Annotated in this window: 14 protein-coding genes and 1 rRNA gene; 2 read left to right on the top strand and 13 right to left on the bottom strand. The window is 69.8% G+C overall.

Translation table 11 applies throughout. The features are described from left to right. Nucleotides 1-40 precede the first annotated feature (40 nt). Nucleotides 41-670 carry a DUF1684 domain-containing protein gene (locus AB0259_RS00075; protein WP_366221365.1) on the bottom strand — a complete coding sequence of 210 codons (630 nt, stop codon included), beginning with the start codon at nt 668-670 and terminating at the stop codon, nt 41-43. Between the two features lie 277 nt (nt 671-947). Here AB0259_RS00075 and AB0259_RS00070 point away from each other — a divergent pair, with 277 nt between their 5' ends. Further along, nucleotides 948-1,163, top strand: a complete 216-nt coding sequence (locus AB0259_RS00070; RefSeq protein ID WP_251582780.1) for a hypothetical protein — start codon at nt 948-950, stop codon at nt 1,161-1,163. Nucleotides 1,164-1,254: 91 nt separating this feature from the next. Here the strand turns inward: AB0259_RS00070 and AB0259_RS00065 are convergent, their stop codons facing one another. The 5 genes from AB0259_RS00065 to AB0259_RS00045 form a co-directional block, all read right to left on the bottom strand. Beyond that, nucleotides 1,255-4,368: a S8 family serine peptidase gene (locus AB0259_RS00065; RefSeq protein WP_366221366.1), complete on the bottom strand. Its 3,114-nt coding sequence runs from the start codon at nt 4,366-4,368 to the stop codon at nt 1,255-1,257. Between the two features lie 152 nt (nt 4,369-4,520). Beyond that, on the bottom strand, nt 4,521-5,594 hold the full coding sequence (locus AB0259_RS00060) for an ABC transporter permease (protein WP_366221367.1): 1,074 nt from the start codon (nt 5,592-5,594) through the stop codon (nt 4,521-4,523). Further along, nucleotides 5,591-6,523, bottom strand: a complete 933-nt coding sequence (locus tag AB0259_RS00055; RefSeq protein ID WP_366221368.1) for an ABC transporter ATP-binding protein — start codon at nt 6,521-6,523, stop codon at nt 5,591-5,593. The genes AB0259_RS00060 and AB0259_RS00055 overlap by 4 nt, the downstream gene beginning before the upstream one ends. Nucleotides 6,524-6,533: 10 nt before the next feature. Continuing rightward, on the bottom strand, nt 6,534-7,805 hold the full coding sequence (locus AB0259_RS00050) for an MFS transporter (RefSeq protein ID WP_366221370.1): 1,272 nt from the start codon (nt 7,803-7,805) through the stop codon (nt 6,534-6,536). Between the two features lie 93 nt (nt 7,806-7,898). After that, nucleotides 7,899-8,891 carry a glycerophosphodiester phosphodiesterase family protein gene (locus AB0259_RS00045; protein WP_366221371.1) on the bottom strand — a complete coding sequence of 331 codons (993 nt, stop codon included), beginning with the start codon at nt 8,889-8,891 and terminating at the stop codon, nt 7,899-7,901. Between the two features lie 161 nt (nt 8,892-9,052). On the opposite strand from AB0259_RS00045, the gene AB0259_RS00040 reads away from it, so the two are divergent. Further along, nucleotides 9,053-9,961: a Bax inhibitor-1/YccA family protein gene (locus tag AB0259_RS00040; RefSeq protein WP_366221432.1), complete on the top strand. Its 909-nt coding sequence runs from the start codon at nt 9,053-9,055 to the stop codon at nt 9,959-9,961. A 64-nt stretch (nt 9,962-10,025) separates the two neighbouring features. On the opposite strand, the gene AB0259_RS00035 is transcribed toward AB0259_RS00040, so the two are convergent. The 7 genes from AB0259_RS00035 to rrf all read right to left on the bottom strand — a co-directional run. Continuing rightward, the gene (locus AB0259_RS00035; protein ID WP_251582768.1) at nt 10,026-11,618 is read right to left on the bottom strand and encodes a PAS domain-containing sensor histidine kinase; all 1,593 of its coding nucleotides are present in this window, start codon (nt 11,616-11,618) and stop codon (nt 10,026-10,028) included. 124 nt (nt 11,619-11,742) lie between these two features. Beyond that, nucleotides 11,743-13,323: a glutamine-hydrolyzing GMP synthase gene (gene guaA / locus AB0259_RS00030; RefSeq protein ID WP_251582766.1), complete on the bottom strand. Its 1,581-nt coding sequence runs from the start codon at nt 13,321-13,323 to the stop codon at nt 11,743-11,745. Then, complete coding sequence (locus AB0259_RS00025; RefSeq protein ID WP_366221374.1) at nt 13,320-13,838, bottom strand: DUF3817 domain-containing protein; 519 nt, start codon at nt 13,836-13,838, stop codon at nt 13,320-13,322. Before AB0259_RS00025 ends, guaA begins: the two co-directional genes overlap by 4 nt. Before the next feature lie 10 nt (nt 13,839-13,848). Continuing rightward, nucleotides 13,849-14,706 (bottom strand): SURF1 family cytochrome oxidase biogenesis protein, encoded by an 858-nt coding sequence (locus AB0259_RS00020; protein WP_366221379.1) that lies wholly within the window; start codon nt 14,704-14,706, stop codon nt 13,849-13,851. Next, entirely contained in the window at nt 14,706-15,827 is a 1,122-nt protein-coding gene (locus AB0259_RS00015; RefSeq protein WP_251583230.1) for a GuaB3 family IMP dehydrogenase-related protein, read from the bottom strand. The genes AB0259_RS00020 and AB0259_RS00015 overlap by 1 nt, the downstream gene beginning before the upstream one ends. Nucleotides 15,828-15,875: 48 nt before the next feature. Then, nucleotides 15,876-17,564: an ATP-binding cassette domain-containing protein gene (locus AB0259_RS00010; RefSeq protein ID WP_366221381.1), complete on the bottom strand. Its 1,689-nt coding sequence runs from the start codon at nt 17,562-17,564 to the stop codon at nt 15,876-15,878. A 127-nt stretch (nt 17,565-17,691) separates the two neighbouring features. After that, nucleotides 17,692-17,778 (bottom strand): 5S ribosomal RNA (rrf, locus tag AB0259_RS00005); the annotation flags it as partial.

Here is a 17,778-nt window from a genome sequence, read left to right as displayed (position 1 = left end):
ATCGGAGAACCTCACCGGCGTTTGCTGCGGACATGCGCAGTCACCCACCCGTGTAACGCTCGCCGACGGGGACCTCGACGGCGAGCACATTCCCTGGCTGCGCGAGCGGGCATGCCCACGCGGGGTCGTACGCGCACGACGGGTTGTAGGCGAAGTTGAGATCGAGCACTATCGTGCCTGCCACGGCATCCGTCCCCAGATCGGCGCCCTTGATCGTGTCGATCAGGTAGCGACCGCCCCCGTAGGTCCCTCCGGGCGAGCCGGCGAGCGCGTCACGGAGCGGGATGAAGACTCCCCCGCCGTAGGTCGTGAGCCGCCAGACGTCGAGGGTGCCGACATCCGGCAGGTCGACGACCGCGATGCGCTCGAAGGGAACGACGCCGTCCGTTCCCGTCGGGAATTCGAAGCCGCCCGGCTCGGCCTCTCGGAGCGGCACCTCGAAGCGCCAGTCCGGGTCGTACGGCGCGACGGGCAACCCCGCGAAGGCCTCGCGATCCTCGGGCAGCAACGGACTGGCGGCATGCCGCGCGAAGAGGTCGTCGCGCGCCGCTCGCCACTGCGCATGGGCATCCCGAGGATCCTCGTCGGCACGAACAGCGGCGTAGAGGGCGAAGACCCGGCGGCGCCAGTCGGCGACCTCCAGGGCGGTGCGGCCAGGGGTGACGCTCATGGCTTCAGGCTATGCGTCCGGGCCTCCCCCGGGGCCCTCGATCGGCGTAACGTCGCAGGCAGGAGGCCTCATGCGCGCACCACGCCCCGTTCTCGTCGCTGCGACACTGCTCGCGGCGCTCACGCTCACAGCCTGCGCGACGGAAGGAACGTCCATGCCCGCGTCCCCGGGAGACAGCACATCGTCCCTCCGTCCCCCCTTCCGGACGGCGAGTCCCGCACCACTCGGCCCGACCGGTTCTCCCGCCGAGCTTCCACCCGCGAAGTGGGCGGCGATCATGGCCGATCTGACCGGTCGCGGCGTCGACGGGGACCCGACCCTCGTGTCGTCGGAGCGGGTCGAGTTCTCCGACGGATCCCTGGGCTGTCCCGCACCGGGCATGTCCTACACGCAGGCGGTCGTCGACGGCTACCGCGTCATCGTCCGGGCTGACGGCCGGACCTTCGATTACCGCTTCGGGACGGGCGACGAACCCCGCCTCTGCGAACGCTGACGGCGGATGCCGAAGGGGCGGCGCGTCCGCTGACGCACCGCCCCTCCGCCTGACCGGTTCTCTTTCCCCGGTCCTCCTTCCCTGACTCGTTCTACTTCACAGGGACGAGCAGCGCCTCGTCGGCGCCCGACTCGTTGTCGACGACCACCACCATCGCACCCAGCGGCTCCTGAGATGCGTACGCGGAGGCATCGGTCCGGACGGTCACGGAGGCGTCACCGCCCTTGGGCACGATCTCGTACTGCCCGTTGGTGATCGCAGGATCGTTCGGGTTGTACGTCGCCGTCCCCGTGAACGCGTCGCTGCCGTCGGTCGTGAGGCTGAATGACTGCACCGTGTAGTCGAACGGCCCGGTGATCTTCAGATCGGCGAGGTTCACCGGCAGCAGAATGGTGCTGCTGTCGGTGGGAGCCTGCGCGAGGTACCCGCTCGGCGCGAGCGCGCCGGTCTTCACGTTCTGCACGAACACCTCGGCGACACCGTCGACCGAGCCGGTCCTGATGGCGCCGGAGTCATACGAGAACACCACCCAGTCCGGCGTGCCGTCACGGTTCGAGTCGATGACGACGTCGAACTCGTTGCTGGCGGCGTTGGACCACCGGGAATGCGTGTTGACGGCGAAGACCGCCAGCTTGCCGCCATTCGCGGTCGCGAACGACTGCACACCCGCAGCACGCAGGTCGTACCCGGTGTCGGCGATGGCCTTGGGGGCATCCTTCTTGTCCGTCAGCCCCCAGGTGTACACATCGGCCGCGGCATCCAGAGCGCCCTTCCGGTTGCGCAGCTCCAGCGTGTGCTCAGCGTCGACGACACGGCCACGCGTGGTGAGCTTGCCCTTCGCAGTGACGTCGCTGTTGGAGCGCGGGACGAGCAGGTACGGCACCCGCAGCGTCGACCCGGGCGCGGTGAAGACGACGTCACCCGAGATCTCGGAGAACGAGAACTGGTCGTCCGCGCTGAGCGACCCCGGTACCGACGACGCGGGAGCCGAGATCGAGACCCAGACGCTCGCGGTGCGACCCGGGCGGACCGTCACCTTCTTCGTGTCCGTCGTCACCTTCGCCTTCAGCGACTGCGACGACGCCTGCGTGGAAACCGTGAAGGTGACGCTCTTCTTGCCGTCGTTGCGGACCGTGACCTTCTTCTTGCCGCCGAGGGATTTCGTCGACTCGTCGAATCCGAAGCTCAGCGCCGCTTCACGCACGCGACCGCTGTCGGTGCGGAAGCTGTCGCCGGTGGCGGTCACCGTCGTGTTCACCGCCTGTGCGGTGTCGACGAGTCCCACACCGCCACGGGTCGGGTCGACGTCGGCGAGACCGTCCGGATCGGCGGTGGACACGATCGCCGCGGCGATCCTCTCGGTGTCCCAGGTGGGGTGCGCCTGCACGGTCAGCGCGGCCACGCCGGCGACGTGCGGAGCGGCCATCGAGGTTCCCGAGAGCACCGACGAGTCACTGCCGGTACCGACCGCGACCGACGAGATGGACACGCCAGGCGCCGCGACGTCGGGGCTGATCGAGCTGTCGCCGCTGCGCGGACCCGACGAGCTGAACGAGGCGTAGTCGCGGAACGCCGGGTTGGCGATCTCGGCTGCCTGCACGGTGACGGGGGCGCCGTTCGTGAAGGCTGCGCCGTCCGAGAGGCGGACCCCGAAGAACGGGATGGTCACCTCGAACGGCGTGCCGTCATCGGGGTTCTCCGTGATGACGCCCTCGTACGGGGGCAGGTCGTTCGTGGAGTTCACCATGACGACCGCCGCGGCGCCGGCCTGCTGGCCGAAGATCGGCTTCGCCGCCCGCGCGCACGTGCCGCGCTGGACGACGGCGATCTGCCCGCCGCCCTCGGTGATGCCGACGCGGGTGTAATCGGATGCCGCGCATCCAAGCGCCTCGTTGGCGGTCGTGGCGGGGTCGTCGGTCAGCCGTACGGCGGTCAGCTCGCCGACGTCGTCGAGGGCGGCGCCGTTGGCGTTGATCGCTTCGACCTTCTTGCCCCCGACCGTGAGGTTGGCGCCGGGGAAGGACGCGGTGCTGTCGACGGCCGAGACCGCGATCACCCCGTCACCGCTGCCCGGCGAGCCGGTCAGGTAGGGGCTCGGCCCGGAGTTGCCGGCCGACGCCACGACGACGACGCCCGCGCCGACGGCGTTGGCCGCGGCGACGGCGCTCGGGTCGTCACCGCGACCGAAGGAGGAGCCGAGCGACATGTTGATGACGTCCATGCCGTTGTCCACGGCCCAGTCGATGGCCTGGATGGTCACGTCCGTCGAGCCGTCGCAGCCGAACACGCGCACGGCGTACAGGTCCGCCTCCGGGGCGACACCCGGCCCGACGCGGAAGTCGGCGGACGGCGTCGTCTCGTCGTACGGCCCGGTGTAGGTCTTGCCGTCCGCGGTCACACCCGACCCGCCGGTCGTCCCGGCGACGTGGGATCCGTGACCCTCGCAGTCGAGGGGGTTCGCATCGGGCTTCGGGATCAGCGCATCGCCGGTGCCGCCCGCGTCGTACGCGTCACCGACGAGGTCGATGCCGCCCTTGACGCGCGGAGCGTTCGGCCCGAAGAGCTTCGGGTCGGCGGGCTGAGCGGATGTCGCCGCCGCCTTCTCGTAGGCCTCGACCGTTCCGGGGCCGCCGAAGCCGGCGTGGGTGTAGTCGATACCCGTGTCGATGATCGCGACCTTGACGTTCTCGCCGGTGTACCCGGTGCTCTGCCACACCGACGGCACGCCGAGGAAGGGCACCGAGACGGAGTTGTCGAGCTCGTGGGTCACCACGGGGTGGACTGCGACGACGCCCGGGAGTGCCGCGACGTCGTCGAGCTGCCCGGCCGGCACCGTGGCCTGGATGCCGTTGTATGCGGACTGCATCTGCGCGCGGATCTTTCCGCCGCGCTGGGTGATGCCGCCGCGGATCGCGTCCTGTGCCGCCTTCAGGTCCTTCTTGACCCCGGTTCGTTCGGACTTGCTGAGCGAACGTCCTTCCTCGGCCTCGACGACGGCGACGGGGTCGCCCTCCATCTCGATGACGACCGAGACCTGCCGGTCGGGGTCGATCGATGCCGCCGAGATGGCGCTGTCGAGAGCACCGGTCGACGTGCTGCGCTCGAATCGCGCAGCAGGATCGCCGTCCGGCGCGGCGGCGAGAGCCGCGGTCGTGGGCAGCGAGAGCGCGAGGACGCCCGCAACCGCCAGGATGCGTCGGTGCAAGGGGGACCGCCTTTCCTTCTGGGAAGAGCGCTCGGCTGGCTTGGGCGGAACCCGATCGGATGCCGCAGCCGAGGCTGATAGGAGGCTATGCACCCCCTGACGGTTCCCCAAGAGGAAGATGCGCAGATGAGAGGATCCTCACCTGCGGCGGCTCAGGCGACCCGGGTTCCCGCGGGAAGCCGGCGGGCCGGTGTACGGGTCCGGACGCCGCCCCACCACAGCAGGAGGCCTGCGGCGAGGACTTGAACACCGAGCCCCACGAACCAGCTCGGCACGGTCGATGCGATGATCTCTTCGGGATTCGGGGCGTCGTCCTGCACGACGCAGTCGCTGTAGGAGCTGACGGGCTCGGGGGTTGTCTGCGCCTGGCGGACCGTGTACTTCGTCCACCCGAAGAGGTCGTCCGGGTTTCCATAGCGATCGAAGGTCGTCGGCGTCGCGTCGGCGAGGATGACGAAGGGGTTCGCCGCCAGGATCCACCAGAAGTAGTCGAAGCGCGGCTGCTCCGAGAAGGTGGACTCCCAATCGCCGCAGACCCACTCCTCGGGGTCGTTCGCGCAGGTCGAGGACCCGTCCTCGCAGAGAGGCGCTCCGGTCTCGTCGTACTGAGCCGACTGGTAACGGTCCTCCCGCTCCGTCCGGACGCTCGACCCGAGCAGTCCGAAGGCGATGAGGGTCCCGATCGTCAGCGCAGCCACCACGAGATAGGTCGTCGCGACGGAGAAGAGCGGCCGGGCGAGGATGCCGCTGAACGCGGTGCCGAGCGCCGCCACGACCCCCGCCTCCACCACGAGTACGGCGGCGGAGACGAGGACGGCGAGGGGGTTGATGCCGCCGCCGAAGGTCGCGATGACGAGGAAGGGGACGGCCACGACCGCGAAGGCGAGTCCCGTGAGCCATGCGGCGAGGAACTTGCCGAGGACGATCTCCCGGGTCGTCGCCTGGGTGACCTGCAACGGGGCGAGGGTCGCGGCATCCCGATCACCGTTGATGGAGTTGCCGCTGAGGGTCGGTGACACGAGGACGACCAGGAGGAGTGTCACGAAGACGACGACCGAGTAGACGCCCGGGCCGGAATCCTCCTGACCCGAGAACGAGAGGAACGCGAGCGCCGTCGTCCCGACCAGGAGGAGCGCGAAGACGCCGAGGAGGACGTACCAGGAGATCGTCCGTACCCGCTGGGTCAGGTCGAGGCGGGCGATGGTCCACAAGCGCGAGAGGCTCACCGCGCACCTCCTTCGAGGTCGAGGAAGGTGTGTTCCAGGATGCCGCTGGCCGCCGAGAACTCCGCGACCGGAAGGCCGGCGGACACGAGCGCTGCGAGCCCCTCGGCCGCCGCCGCATCGCCGGCGAAGCTCACGAGGAGGTCGCGTCGGTCTATCGGGAGGGTCGCGACGTCGAGCCCGAGGGCCTGTGCGACGGGCAGCGCAGCGGACGTCGCATCCCGATCCGCGAGGCGTATGCGCCACGTCCTGGCGCGACCGGCGGCCGCGGCGACGCGCTCGGAGCTGACCGTCTCGCCCCGCATCATGAAGACGGCGTCGTCGACCACCTCCTCCAGCTCCGAGAGGATGTGACTCGAGACGAGCACGGTGCGGCCTTCGGAGGCGAGCGAGCGCAGGAGCAGACGCAGATCGATGCGGGCCTGCGGGTCGAGACCGGAGGCCGGCTCGTCGAGCAGGAGCACCCGGGGGTCGTGCACCAGGGCTCGGGCGAGCCCGAGCCGTTGCTTCTGCCCGCGTGAGAGCACCCTCGCGGGGGCGTCGCCGAGAGTCTCGAGACCGACCGTGGTGAGCAGTTCCGATGCCCGCGTGGCGGCGGCTGCCCGGTCGAGACCGGAGAGCCGGCCGGTGACCGTGATCGTCTCGCGGGCGGACAGCGACGGCCACGCTCCGAGACTGTCGGGCATCCACCCCAGCTTGGCGCGCGCCGCGCCGGGGTCGACCACGGGGTCGATCCCGGCGATCCGGATGGTGCCGGCGTCGGGCGCCAGGAGAGAGGCGAGCATCAGCAGCAGCGTCGTCTTGCCTGCGCCGTTCGGCCCCACGAGACCCGTGACCGCACCCTCGGGCGCGCGGAAGGTGACGCCGCGGACAGCGTGGACGTCCCCGAAGGACCGTCGCACCCCCTCGGCGACGATGCCGGCATCAGTCATACCGCTCACCTTAGGGGGCCGAGGTGTCCTCCCGAGGAACCCGTCGACCGACCCGGACGTTGAGCAGGCCGAAGGTCAGCAGGAGCACGACGGCCGCGATCGGCGCCCACAACGCCACGGCGGCACCGGCGGACTCGGCGAGCGCACCGACCACCATGCTCGCCAACGCCTGACCGACGACGACGGCTGAGCCGAGCACCGCCATGACCGTGGCCTCCCGGCCGCGAGGCGACCGCGCGGCAGCGAGGGCGTAGATCGTCGCGAGCGTCGGACCGATACCGCAGCCCGCGAGCGCGAGGGCCCAGCCCATCGACACCGCCCCCGTCGCGCCCACGGCGAGGATCGCGCCGGCCAGGACCACGGTGGTGAATCCGATCCAGCGCCAGGGCAGGGCGAATCGTCGCGGCAGCAGGCCCACCCCCAGCGCGAGGAGCGCCGACCCGATGCCCATGATCCCGTAGAGGATGCCGGTCTGCTCCGGGAACCCGCTCTCCTCCGCGAAGGCGGTGAGCGAGGTGAGCATGGCTCCGAAGAACAGCCCCGTCGCGAACGTACCCGCCGCGGCGACGAGGATGCCCGGCCGCGCGACCGCCCGCGCGGGCTCCCGCTCGGCGACGTGGCCGGCGAGACCGGCCGTGCGCGCCGTGGGGTGCAACGCGAATGCGGTCACGAACACGAGAGTCAGTCCGGCTGCGGCGAGGACGGGTGCGGCGGGGGTCGCGGCGATGGCGATGACGCCGACGAGGACCGGGCCGAAGACGAAGACGGTCTCGTCGACGGCCGACTCGTACCCCATCGTCGATTCCTGGAGGCGGCCGCGAGCACCCGCCTCGAGCCGCATCCGATCGATCGCACCGACCAGGCGGGCGCGCGACATGGGTGAGACCTGCGGCGCGGTCGCGCCGGCGAGCGCCGAGACCGCGAGCAGCATGCCGTCGGCGGTGCCGCCGTACGCGACCGCGACGAGGGAGATGAGCACGGCGCTCTGGACGAGCGTTGCGAGCAGGAGGACGGGTCGCTGACCGTACCGGTCTGCGGCCGCCCCGATGAGCGGGCCCGTCGCGATCGTCCCCAGACCCACCATGGCCGAGGTGAGGCCTCCGACGGCGAGGGATCCCCGGGCGTCGACGACCATCGTGAGGACGCCGACCACGATCATCGCGTACGGCAGTCGGGCGATCAGGGCGATCGCGAAGTAGCCGATGCCGACGGTGGCCGCGAGGGTGCGGATCGGGCTGTCGGACGTGGCCGGTCGCACCGGCGTCGAGTCGGTGAGGGGCATGTGTGAGGACCTCCGTGCAGACGAGGCGTCGTGCCGCCTTGACTCTCCACGGATCAGGTAGTTACACGGGGTGCTGACGCACCGGCATCCATTCTACCGCGGGGCATCTGGGAGCCCGGAGAAGAAGGGCACGCCGAGGTCGGGGTGGTCGACGAAGACGCCGTCGACGCCGGTGTCCGCGATCCGCCGCCACTCCCCTGCCCAATCGCCGAAGGCGGCGTCCTCGCCCGCGCTGCGGAACGCCGGGTCGAGGAACAGGTTCTCCGGCCGGCAGGTCCAGACGTAGACCTCGAGCCCTCTCCGGTGCGCATCTGCCACGACCGCCGGATCGTCGAGGACGATCCGCTTGTCCAGGCTGATCCCGGCGACCTCACGTGCGAGTCTGTCGAGCCCAGCGGGACGGAGCTGCTCCGCGTAGGTGAGCGCGTTCTCACCGTCGAGGGCGGCCAGGTCGAAGGGGCTGCCCTCCGCCTCGAGCAGATAGACGTATCGGGCCCGGATGCCGCGGTCCCGCAGATCCTGCAGGATGCGCTGCTCGAAGGACTCGACGACGAGCGGCCGCGCACCCGCATCCCATCCCGCGCTTTTCAGCTCAGCAGTCAGGAGGTCGGCCACGTCGTAGCCGATGGACGCGAAGTACGTCGCGTGCTTCACTTCGAGGACGATGCCGGCCCGGCTCGACTCGGAGGTGGCGACGAGGTCGAGAAGGTCCCTCAGACGCAGGATCGGCTGCGCATCGTCGTGCTCCGCGCTCGCCGGCCGGAGCCCCGGCAGCCGTTCACGACACCGCAGCGTCGCGAGTTCCGCCCAGGTGAAATCCTCGGTGAACCACCCGGTCAGAGGGGAGCCGTCGACGAGCTTCGTGGTGCGACGTTCGCTGAATTCGGGATGGTCGGCCACGTCGGTGGTCGACCCGATCTCGTTCTCGTGCCGGATCACCGCGATGCGGTCGGCGGTGAACACCACGTCGGGTTCGACGGCGTCGACACCGGCAGCGAGCGCGAACTCGTAGGACGCACGAGAGTGCTCGGGGAAGTGTCCCGGCGCTCCGCGGTGACCGATGACGAGCGGACGGTTCGAGCGCATGGGGTCAGGGTACCCAGCGAGCGTGACGCGATCGGCCGGATGAGCCGCGGCAGGGGCCTCATAGTCCTCTCACAGCGGATGCCCGCACCCGCGGAAACACGGTCCGATACGCTGGATCGACAGCACAGCGCTGTGAGTCGACTTTTGGAGTGAGACACACAATGGCAGCGTCCGGCAATTTCGCCTTCAACAATCCGGTGTTCCAGGAGGATCAGCGCCGTCCCGGCCTGACTCCCCCTGCCGCCCCGACGAACTACTCGGCCGCCTCGCACCAGGCTGCCGATCTCGCCGCGAGCGCTCAGCTCGAGGGCATGTACGCGGCTCCCACCGCCTCGTCCGCCGACACCGGCCGGATGACGGTCGAGGACACCGTCGTCAAGACGGCCGGCCTCTTCGGCATCCTCCTCGTCACCGCTCTGGTGGGCTGGTTCTGGACCCTCGGCGGTTCGCTCATGCCCACCCAGGTGGAACCCGCCGACCTCACGATCATGCCGTGGATCATCGGCGCGCTGGTCGGGTTCGTCCTGGCCATGGTCATCACCTTCACGTCCCGGAAGAAGGTCCGCCCGGCCCTCATCTGGGCGTACGCGGCCGCCGAGGGTCTGTTCGTGGGTGGCATCTCCGCCTACTTCGAGTTCATCTGGCCGGGTGTCGTCCTGCAGGCGACCATCGCGACCCTCGTCGTCGTCGGTGTGACCCTCGCACTCTTCGCGAGCGGCAAGGTCCGCGTGAGCAAGAAGGCCAACAAGATCTTCATGATCGCGATGGTCAGCTACCTGGTGTTCGGCCTGGTCAACCTCGTCCTGATGTGGACGGGCGTCACGCAGGGGACCTTCGGTCTCTACAGCCAGGAGATCTTCGGCATCCCCCTCGGCCTCATCATCGGCCTGCTGGTCGTGCTCATGGCGTCGTACTCGCTGGTGCAGGACTTCGACCTCGTGCAGCAGGGCGCCCGCAACGGTGCCCCCCGTGAGTTCGGCTGGATCGGCGCCTTCGGCATCATGGTCACCGTCGTCTGGCTCTACGTCGAGATCCTGCGCATCATCGCGATCCTGCGCGGCAACGACTGACACGCACGCGACACGAAGGCCGTCCGGGAGACCGGGCGGCCTTCGTCGTTGTGGCGGCGGAGCGTCAGGACGGCAGGCGGAGGACGGCGACCGTGCCGCGTGGAGCGTGAGCCTCGAGGGAGACAGTGGCACCGTAGGCCTCCGCCAGCGATGCGGCGTTGGACAGCCCGATGCCGGTCCCGGGGATCGCCGCGTCGTGCGCGTAGGGCGCCCGGTAGAAGCGATCGAACGCGTGTGCGCGCTCCTGCTCCGTCATCCCTACCCCCTCGTCCGCGATCGTCACGACGATCTCGCGCCCCTCTTCGTAGGCGGAGACGACGACAGCGCCACCGCCCGTAGGGGTGAACTCGACTGCGTTGCGCAGCAGCTCCTCCAGGATCGAGGCGAGGTCGCGGACGGCGATGCGCGCCGCGCGCTCCGGCATCGGGCCGAGCTGGATGTGGATGCGGCGGTCACGCGCACGGGCGGCGACCTCCGAGATCGCGTGTTTGACGACCGGGCCGACGTGCGAGGCCCCGGAACGCGCCTCCACATCGCGCGTCGTCTGACCGGCGGCGATGAGGCGTTCGACGAGCCGCAACAAGCGCTCGGCGGACCGCTCGACCGCCTCCCAGCGTTCCGTCTCCGCCGATCCGTTCATGAGGGCGATGTCGGTGTGGCCGAGGATCACCGTGAGCGGGGTGCGGAACTCGTGACCGACGGTGCTGAGGAACCGATCGCGGACCTCGACCGCGTTCACGAGCTCGGTGACGTCCTGACCGACGATGACGATGCCGACTTCCTCACCACCCGCCACGACCGGGCGCACGATGACCTGCAGGACGCGGCGGGGATCACCGCCGAACTCGACGGTCCGCGGGGCGGCGAAATCCCCCGAGCGGACGCGCTCGACGAAATCGGCCGAGGTGGCTTCGGCGGGCATCGATGCATCGGCGCGCCAGATGACCGAGAGGAAGCCGTCGCGATCGACCTCCTCGATGCCGGAGCGCCCGCTGATCTCGGCGGCGACGGCGTTCAGCAGGATCGGACGCCCGTCGGGACCGAAGACCGCGACGGCGTTGTCGGTGGCGTCGAGGGTGGCGCGGAGCATGGCGGTGTCGCGGCCCGACAGGCGCAGCGCGTGGTCGAGTTCATCCGACACGGCATCCGTGTGCGCTCGCATCCTCGCGAGGTCGCGCGCGATGAAGCTGACGGTCGCGGCGATGAGCCCCGCGATGATCGGGAGCGCGATCACCGACACGATGTCGGCCGCGTCCCGGAATCCACCGTCCCTGATCACCTGTATCAGTGGCCCGAGAGCGGTCAGGACGACGCCGGCGACGACCGTCGCCGGCGGGAACGCGAACGCGAGCCAGCCGAGGGGGAAGATCACCAGGAGGCCCGCCGCGGGGAGGGTCTCCACGCCGGCGTCGCGCAGCGGGACGCAGGCGAGGATCTGGGCAAGAGGGATGGCGGCCAGCCACGCGGTGTGGCGCGTCGGCTGAACGAGCCAGACCGCCGTCATCGCTGCGGTGCTGAGGACGATCACCCCGAAGCCGGTGAGGAGAAGGGGCGTGATGCGGCTGCTGTCGATCGTGCCCAGGATGAGCACGACGATCAGGGCCGAGACGGCCAGCACGAACTGCGCGTACGGCTGTGTACGCGGACGCTCGATCAACGCCTCACCCCCTCCTCAAACGGCGGTGCAGTAAGGGGCAGAGGCCCGGCCTCACTCTGGACGCGGCGGAGCCGCTGTGTCAAGAGCTGGCTCCGCACCCGGTCACGGGGATGTCCCCCGTGACTCACTCCCATTCGATGGTCCCCGGGGGCTTCGACGTGACGTCGAGCACCACCCGGTTGACCTCGCGCACCTCGTTCGTGATGCGGTTGCTGATCTTCGAGAGCACGTCGTACGGCAGACGGGTCCAGTCCGCCGTCATGGCGTCCTCGCTCGAGACGGGTCGGAGGACGATCGGATGCCCGTAGGTCCGCCCGTCTCCCTGGACACCGACCGAGCGGACATCAGCGAGGAGCACGACGGGGCACTGCCAGATCTCGCCGTCGAGCCCCGCCTTCGTCAGCTCCGCGCGGGCGATGGCGTCGGCGTCACGCAGGATCTCGAGGCGATCAGCGGTGACCTCACCCACGATGCGGATGCCGAGGCCGGGCCCCGGAAAGGGCTGCCGTCCGACGATGGCTTCCGGGAGCCCGAGCTCACGGCCGATCGCGCGGACCTCGTCTTTGAACAAGGTGCGCAGCGGCTCGACGAGCTCGAACTGCAGGTCTTCGGGGAGTCCTCCGACGTTGTGGTGGCTCTTGATGTTCGCCGTGCCGGCACCACCGCCGGACTCGACGACGTCGGGGTACAGCGTCCCCTGCACGAGGAACCCGATCGGGTCGCCGTCGGCCGCTGCCTCGGCGATGAGATCCGACTGCACCTTCTCGAAGGCGCGGATGAACTCGCGGCCGATGATCTTGCGCTTCTGCTCGGGGTCACTGACACCGGCGAGGGCGTCGAGGAAGGTCTCGCGCGCGTCCACGGTGATCAGGCGCACGCCGGTCGACGCGACATAGTCGTTCTCGACCTGCTCGCGCTCGCCCTTGCGGAGCAGTCCGTGATCGATGAAGACGGCGGTCAGCTGGTCACCGACCGCCTTGTGGACGAGGGCCGTGGAGACGGCGGAGTCGACCCCGCCGGAGAGCGCGGAGATGACGCGACCGGAACCCACCTGCGCCCGGATCTTCTCGACCTGCTCGGCGATGACGTTGTCGCTGTTCCAGTCCGCGGGCAGCCCTGCCGCCTTGTGGAGGAAGTTCTCCAGCACGCGCTGGCCGTGGTCGGAGTGCTTCACCTCGGGGTGCCATTGCACGCCGTACAGCTTGCGTGCGTCGTTCGCGAAGGCCGCGACAGGGGTCGCCGCGGTGCGGGCGAGGACCTCGAAGCCATCGGGAGCGGCGCTGACCTGGTCGCCGTGGCTCATCCAGACGTTCTGATCGACGGGCTGCCCGTCGAGCAGGACGTTCTCGGTGACGATCGTGGCATCCGTTGCGCCGTACTCCCGGAGGCCGGTGTTCGCGACCTCGCCGCCGAGGGTCTTCGCCATGACCTGGAAGCCGTAGCAGATGCCGAGGGTCGGGACCCCGAGGTCGAAGACGGCGGAGTCCAGCTGCGGGGCGCCCTCCTCGTAGACCGAGGACGGCCCGCCGGAGAGGATGATCCCCACCGGATTCTTCTCGGCGATCTCCGCGGCGGTGGCGGTGTGCGGCACCAGCTCGCTGTAGACGCCGGCCTCGCGGACGCGGCGGGCGATCAGCTGCGCGTACTGGGCGCCGAAGTCGACGACCAGCACAGGGCGCTGGGAGGTTTCGGTCTGCTCTGTCACCGGGTCTCCGAGGGGGTTTCGAGGGGGGCGGATGCGGCGGCTTCTCGCGCGGCCAGGTACTGCCTGACCTCGCGAGCGACCTTCGCCTCCATGAAAAAGGACAGGAGGGGCACGATGCCGCCGAGGGCCAGCACGATGAAACGCGGGAAGCGCCAGCGCATGAGGCTCCAGACGCGGAAGCATGCGAAGAGGTACACGACGTAGAACCAGCCGTGCACGACGAGGATCGCCAGTGAGATGTTGACGCCGTCGCCGGTCGACACGATGTCGCACTCGTTGGTCATCGGAACGAACAGCGAATACCACTGGCAGTCGGGGCTCGGGATCGCGGTCGCGAACCAGAGCAGCCCGCCGGACCCACCGGCGAAGAGCTCGACGTGGATGGGCGTGTACTTCAGGACCATCTCGGCGACCAGCAGGAGCAGGCCGACACCCGTGATGATCGACGCGATCTGATAGAACCGCAGGGCGCCGCGGATCGCCGGGAAAGAGGCGAGTTTGGGCTGAACGGGCATGGCTTCCAGTCTACGGGCGCGCCGGGGGCTGCTCTGCGCCGTCGGGGTCCTCGGTGAGGGCCTCGACTTCCTTCTCCCACGCGTCCCGCGCGAGTCGGTACCACATGTAGAAGGCGAAGCCGGCGAACACCGCCCACTCGATGGCGTAGAAGATGTTGAGCCAGTTGACCGAGGAGAGCTCGGTGGGCGCGGGTGCGTGGATCCGCTGCAGGCCGCCGAACGGGTCGGCGGAGACGAGGTACGGGCGGTAGACGTCGAGGCCCTCGATGTCGCTCCACTGCGAGAGGAGCGCCGCAGGCGACATGGCGGCGATCTCGAACGGGTCGGCATCGCGGGGCGGTTCCTTCGCACCCTCGTCGGAGATGAGGCGACCGGTGAGCGTCACATCCTGGGGTGGTGCGTCGCTCAGCGCGGATGCCGCGGCATCCGCCGCATCCCGATCCGGCGTGAACCCGACGGCCACCGCGAGCGAGGTCGGGCCGTCGACCCCGGTGGTCGTCGAGTCGACGCGGAACTGCCCGGCCACCCAGTATCCGGGGGTGCCGTCGTCGTAGCGGGAGGTGACGACACGGAAGTCCCCCGCCACGAAGGAGCCGCTCACGTCGACGCGCTGGCCGACGAGCGGTTCGGCGAGATAGGCGCCCGGTGCCACGACATCACCCAGCGGGCGCACCTCTTCCGTCATCCCGGCGGGCGGCGGGTCGGTGTCGATCGCGTTTCCCAGCTGCCACTGGCCGAGCCAGGCGAAGACCCCCGCCACCAGCAGGGCGAGGCCCAGCATCCCGATCCAGAAGGGGCGCGTCATGACCTCCCGCAGCGTCGGCGGGAAGACGTCGGGGAGGTCGTCGACGGCGGGGGTGGAGGTCATCAGTGCGACGAGGCGTAGGGCGCGACGACGACCTCGACGCGCTGGAACTCCTTGAGATCCGAGTACCCGGTGGTAGCCATGGACTTGCGCAGCGCGCCGATGAGGTTCGCCGTACCGTCCGCGACAGGCGCGGGACCGTAGAGGATCTCCTCGAGCGGCGAGACCTGACCCACCTCGACGCGGGTGCCGCGCGGCAGCTTGGCGTGGTGCGCCTCGGGACCCCAGTGGAAGCCTCGCCCGGGGGCGTCGGTCGCCCGAGCGAGCGCGACGCCGAGCATGACGGCGTCGGCACCCATCGCGAGCGCCTTGACGATGTCGCCCGACGTGCCGACGCCGCCGTCGGCGATGACGTGGACATAGCGGCCGCCCGACTCGTCGAGGTAGTCGCGGCGGGCGCCGGCGACGTCGGCGACGGCGGTCGCCATCGGTGCGTGGAGACCGAGCGTGGCACGGGTGGTGGAGGCTGCACCCCCGCCGAAACCGACGAGGACGCCGGCAGCCCCCGTGCGCATGAGGTGGAGGGCGGCCGTGTAGGTCGCCGCGCCCCCGACGATGACGGGGACATCGAGGTCGTAGATGAACTTCTTGAGGTTCAGCGGCTCGTCAACGCTCGACACGTGCTCGGCCGAAACGGTCGTGCCGCGGATGACGAACAGGTCGACGCCGGCGGCGACGACGGTCTCGTACAGGTCCTGCGTGCGCTGCGGCGTGAGGGCTCCGGCAACGGTGACACCCGCCGCGCGGATCTCCGCGAGCCGATCGCGCACGAGCTCGGGCTTGATGGGCGCGGAGTACAACTCCTGCATGCGACGCGTGGCCCCGTCGGAGGGGAGCGCGGCGATCTCGGCGAGGAGCGGCTCGGGGTCGTCGTACCGGGTCCACAGGCCTTCGAGGTCGAGGACCCCGAGGCCGCCCAGCTGGCCGAGCATGATCGCCGTGCGCGGGCTCATGACGGAGTCCATCGGCGCGCCGAGGACGGGGATGCCGAAGCTGTAGGCATCGATCGACCAGGCGGTCGAGACGTCCTCCGGGTTGCGCGTGCGCCGCGAGGGCACGACGGCGATGTCGTCGAAGGCGTACGCCCGGCGTGCGCGCTTGGCGCGGCCGAGCTCGATTTCCATGGTCACCGTCCCAGCCTACCGTCGGGGCCTGATCACTGCCCCGCCTGCTCACCGGGTGCGGACGACACGCTGCTCATCCCACACGGGGTCATCGGACTCGTAGACGTTCCCGTCCTCGCCGAACACGAGGAATCGGTCGAACGACCGCGCGAACCAGCGATCGTGCGTGACGGCGAGGACCGTCCCGGAGAACGCTGCCAGTGCCCTCTCGAGTGCCTCCGCCGAGACGAGGTCGAGGTTGTCGGTCGGCTCGTCGAGCAGCAACAGGGTGGCGCCCGAGAGCTCCAGCAGCAGGATCTGGAACCGGGCCTGCTGACCTCCGGAAAGACTCCCGAAGTCCTGCTCGGCCTGGCCGACGAGTCCGTAGCGGTCGAGCGCCGAACTGGCGGCATCCCGCGGCATCCCGTGACGCCTGTCATCACCACGGTGCAGGATGTCGAGCAGTGAGCGTCCGGCGAACTCCGGGTGCTGATGGGTCTGCGCGAACCACCCGGGCACCACGCGCGCCCCGAGAGTGACGACGCCGGCGTGCGCGACGTGCTCGAGCGCCGCACCTGCGGAGGTCACGTGACCGAGAAGCGCGTCAGGATCCGAACCGCCCGCAGCGAGCAGGCGCAGGAAGTGCGACTTGCCCGAGCCGTTCGAACCGAGGACGGCGACGCGGTCACCGAACCAGACCTCGAGGTCGAAGGGCCGCATGAGCCCCGTCAGCTCGAGTGCGTCGGCGACGACGGCCCGCTTTCCGGTTCGCGCGCCCCGCAACCGCAGGTCGAGCTTCTGTTCGGCGGGACGCTCCTCCGGCGGACCCGCTTCCTCGAACCGACGGAGTCGGGTCTGCGCGGCGCGGTATCGTGACGCGAACTCGTCGCTGGCCGCCGCCTTCGCCTTCATGTCGGCGACGAACTTCTTCAGCTTCACGTGCTCCTCGTCCCACCGTCGGCGGAGCTCGTCCAGGCGGGACATCCGGTCTTCGCGCGCTCGGTGATAGGTCGCGAACCCGCCGCCATGGACCCACGCGGTGCTGCCGGCGGCGCCGGCCTCGAGGGTCACGATGCGGTCGGCTGCGCGTGCCAGCAGCTCCCGATCGTGCGAGATGAGCAGCACGGTCTTTGCAGTCTCTTGCAGTCGCGCCTCGAGCCATCGCTTGCCGGGGACGTCGAGATAGTTGTCGGGCTCGTCGAGCAGCAGGACGTCGTCCGTCCCGCGCAGCAGCGCTTCGAGGGCGAGCCGCTTCTGCTCACCGCCGGACAGTGTGATCAGCTCCCGGTATCGAGCACGTTCGAAGGGGATGCCGAGGGCCTGGACCGTGCAGGTGTCCCACACGGTCTCGTATTCGTATCCGCCGGCATCCGCGTAATCCGCGATCGCCGCCGCGTACCGCATCTGAGCATCGAGGTCGTCCGCCTCGATGAGGGCGTTCTCGGCGTCCTCGAGCTCTCGTGCTGCGCTGCTGATTCGCCGCGGCGCGACGCTGATGAGGAGGTCGTGCACAGTCTGGCCAGGCTCACCGTGCCCAACGAACTGATCCATCACGCCGAGCGACCCGTCGATCGTGACCGCCCCGCTGCGCGGGCGCAACTCGCTGCGAATGATGCGGAGCAGCGTCGTCTTGCCGGCGCCGTTCTGCCCGATGAGTGCGGTCGTCGATCCCGATGGGACACGGAACCCGACCTCGTCGAGAAGGGGGCTCCCGTCAGGGAGCGTGAAAGAAACGCTCTGCACGTCGATGTGGGCCACGATGACCGGTCCTTCCGCTCCGAGAGCGGAGCCGACCAGTCTATCGGAGAGGGGCCGCGATCGACGATCGCGCGCATAAACCACGAAAGCCCCGACCAGCATTGGTCGGGGCTTTCGATCGAAAGAAGTCCGGCGGTGTCCTACTCTCCCACAGGGTCCCCCCTGCAGTACCATCGGCGCTGTGAGGCTTAGCTTCCGGGTTCGGAATGTGACC

The organism is Microbacterium sp. NPDC080005 (assembly GCF_040702445.1).
Lineage (GTDB): Bacteria > Actinomycetota > Actinomycetes > Actinomycetales > Microbacteriaceae > Microbacterium > Microbacterium oleivorans_D.
The sequence above is the reverse complement of the archived record's forward strand: the minus strand, read 5'-3'. Positions and strand labels throughout refer to the sequence as shown.

Coding starts and splice junctions, on each gene's coding strand:
- AB0259_RS00075 (WP_366221365.1), bottom strand. CDS start 670: ATGAGCGTCACCCCTGGCCGCACCGCCCTGGAGGTCGCCGACTGGCGC.
- AB0259_RS00070 (WP_251582780.1), top strand. CDS start 948: ATGGCCGATCTGACCGGTCGCGGCGTCGACGGGGACCCGACCCTCGTG.
- AB0259_RS00055 (WP_366221368.1), bottom strand. CDS start 6,523: ATGACTGATGCCGGCATCGTCGCCGAGGGGGTGCGACGGTCCTTCGGG.
- AB0259_RS00050 (WP_366221370.1), bottom strand. CDS start 7,805: ATGCCCCTCACCGACTCGACGCCGGTGCGACCGGCCACGTCCGACAGC.
- AB0259_RS00045 (WP_366221371.1), bottom strand. CDS start 8,891: ATGCGCTCGAACCGTCCGCTCGTCATCGGTCACCGCGGAGCGCCGGGA.
- AB0259_RS00040 (WP_366221432.1), top strand. CDS start 9,053: ATGGCAGCGTCCGGCAATTTCGCCTTCAACAATCCGGTGTTCCAGGAG.
- AB0259_RS00025 (WP_366221374.1), bottom strand. CDS start 13,838: ATGCCCGTTCAGCCCAAACTCGCCTCTTTCCCGGCGATCCGCGGCGCC.
- AB0259_RS00020 (WP_366221379.1), bottom strand. CDS start 14,706: ATGACCTCCACCCCCGCCGTCGACGACCTCCCCGACGTCTTCCCGCCG.
- AB0259_RS00015 (WP_251583230.1), bottom strand. CDS start 15,827: ATGGAAATCGAGCTCGGCCGCGCCAAGCGCGCACGCCGGGCGTACGCC.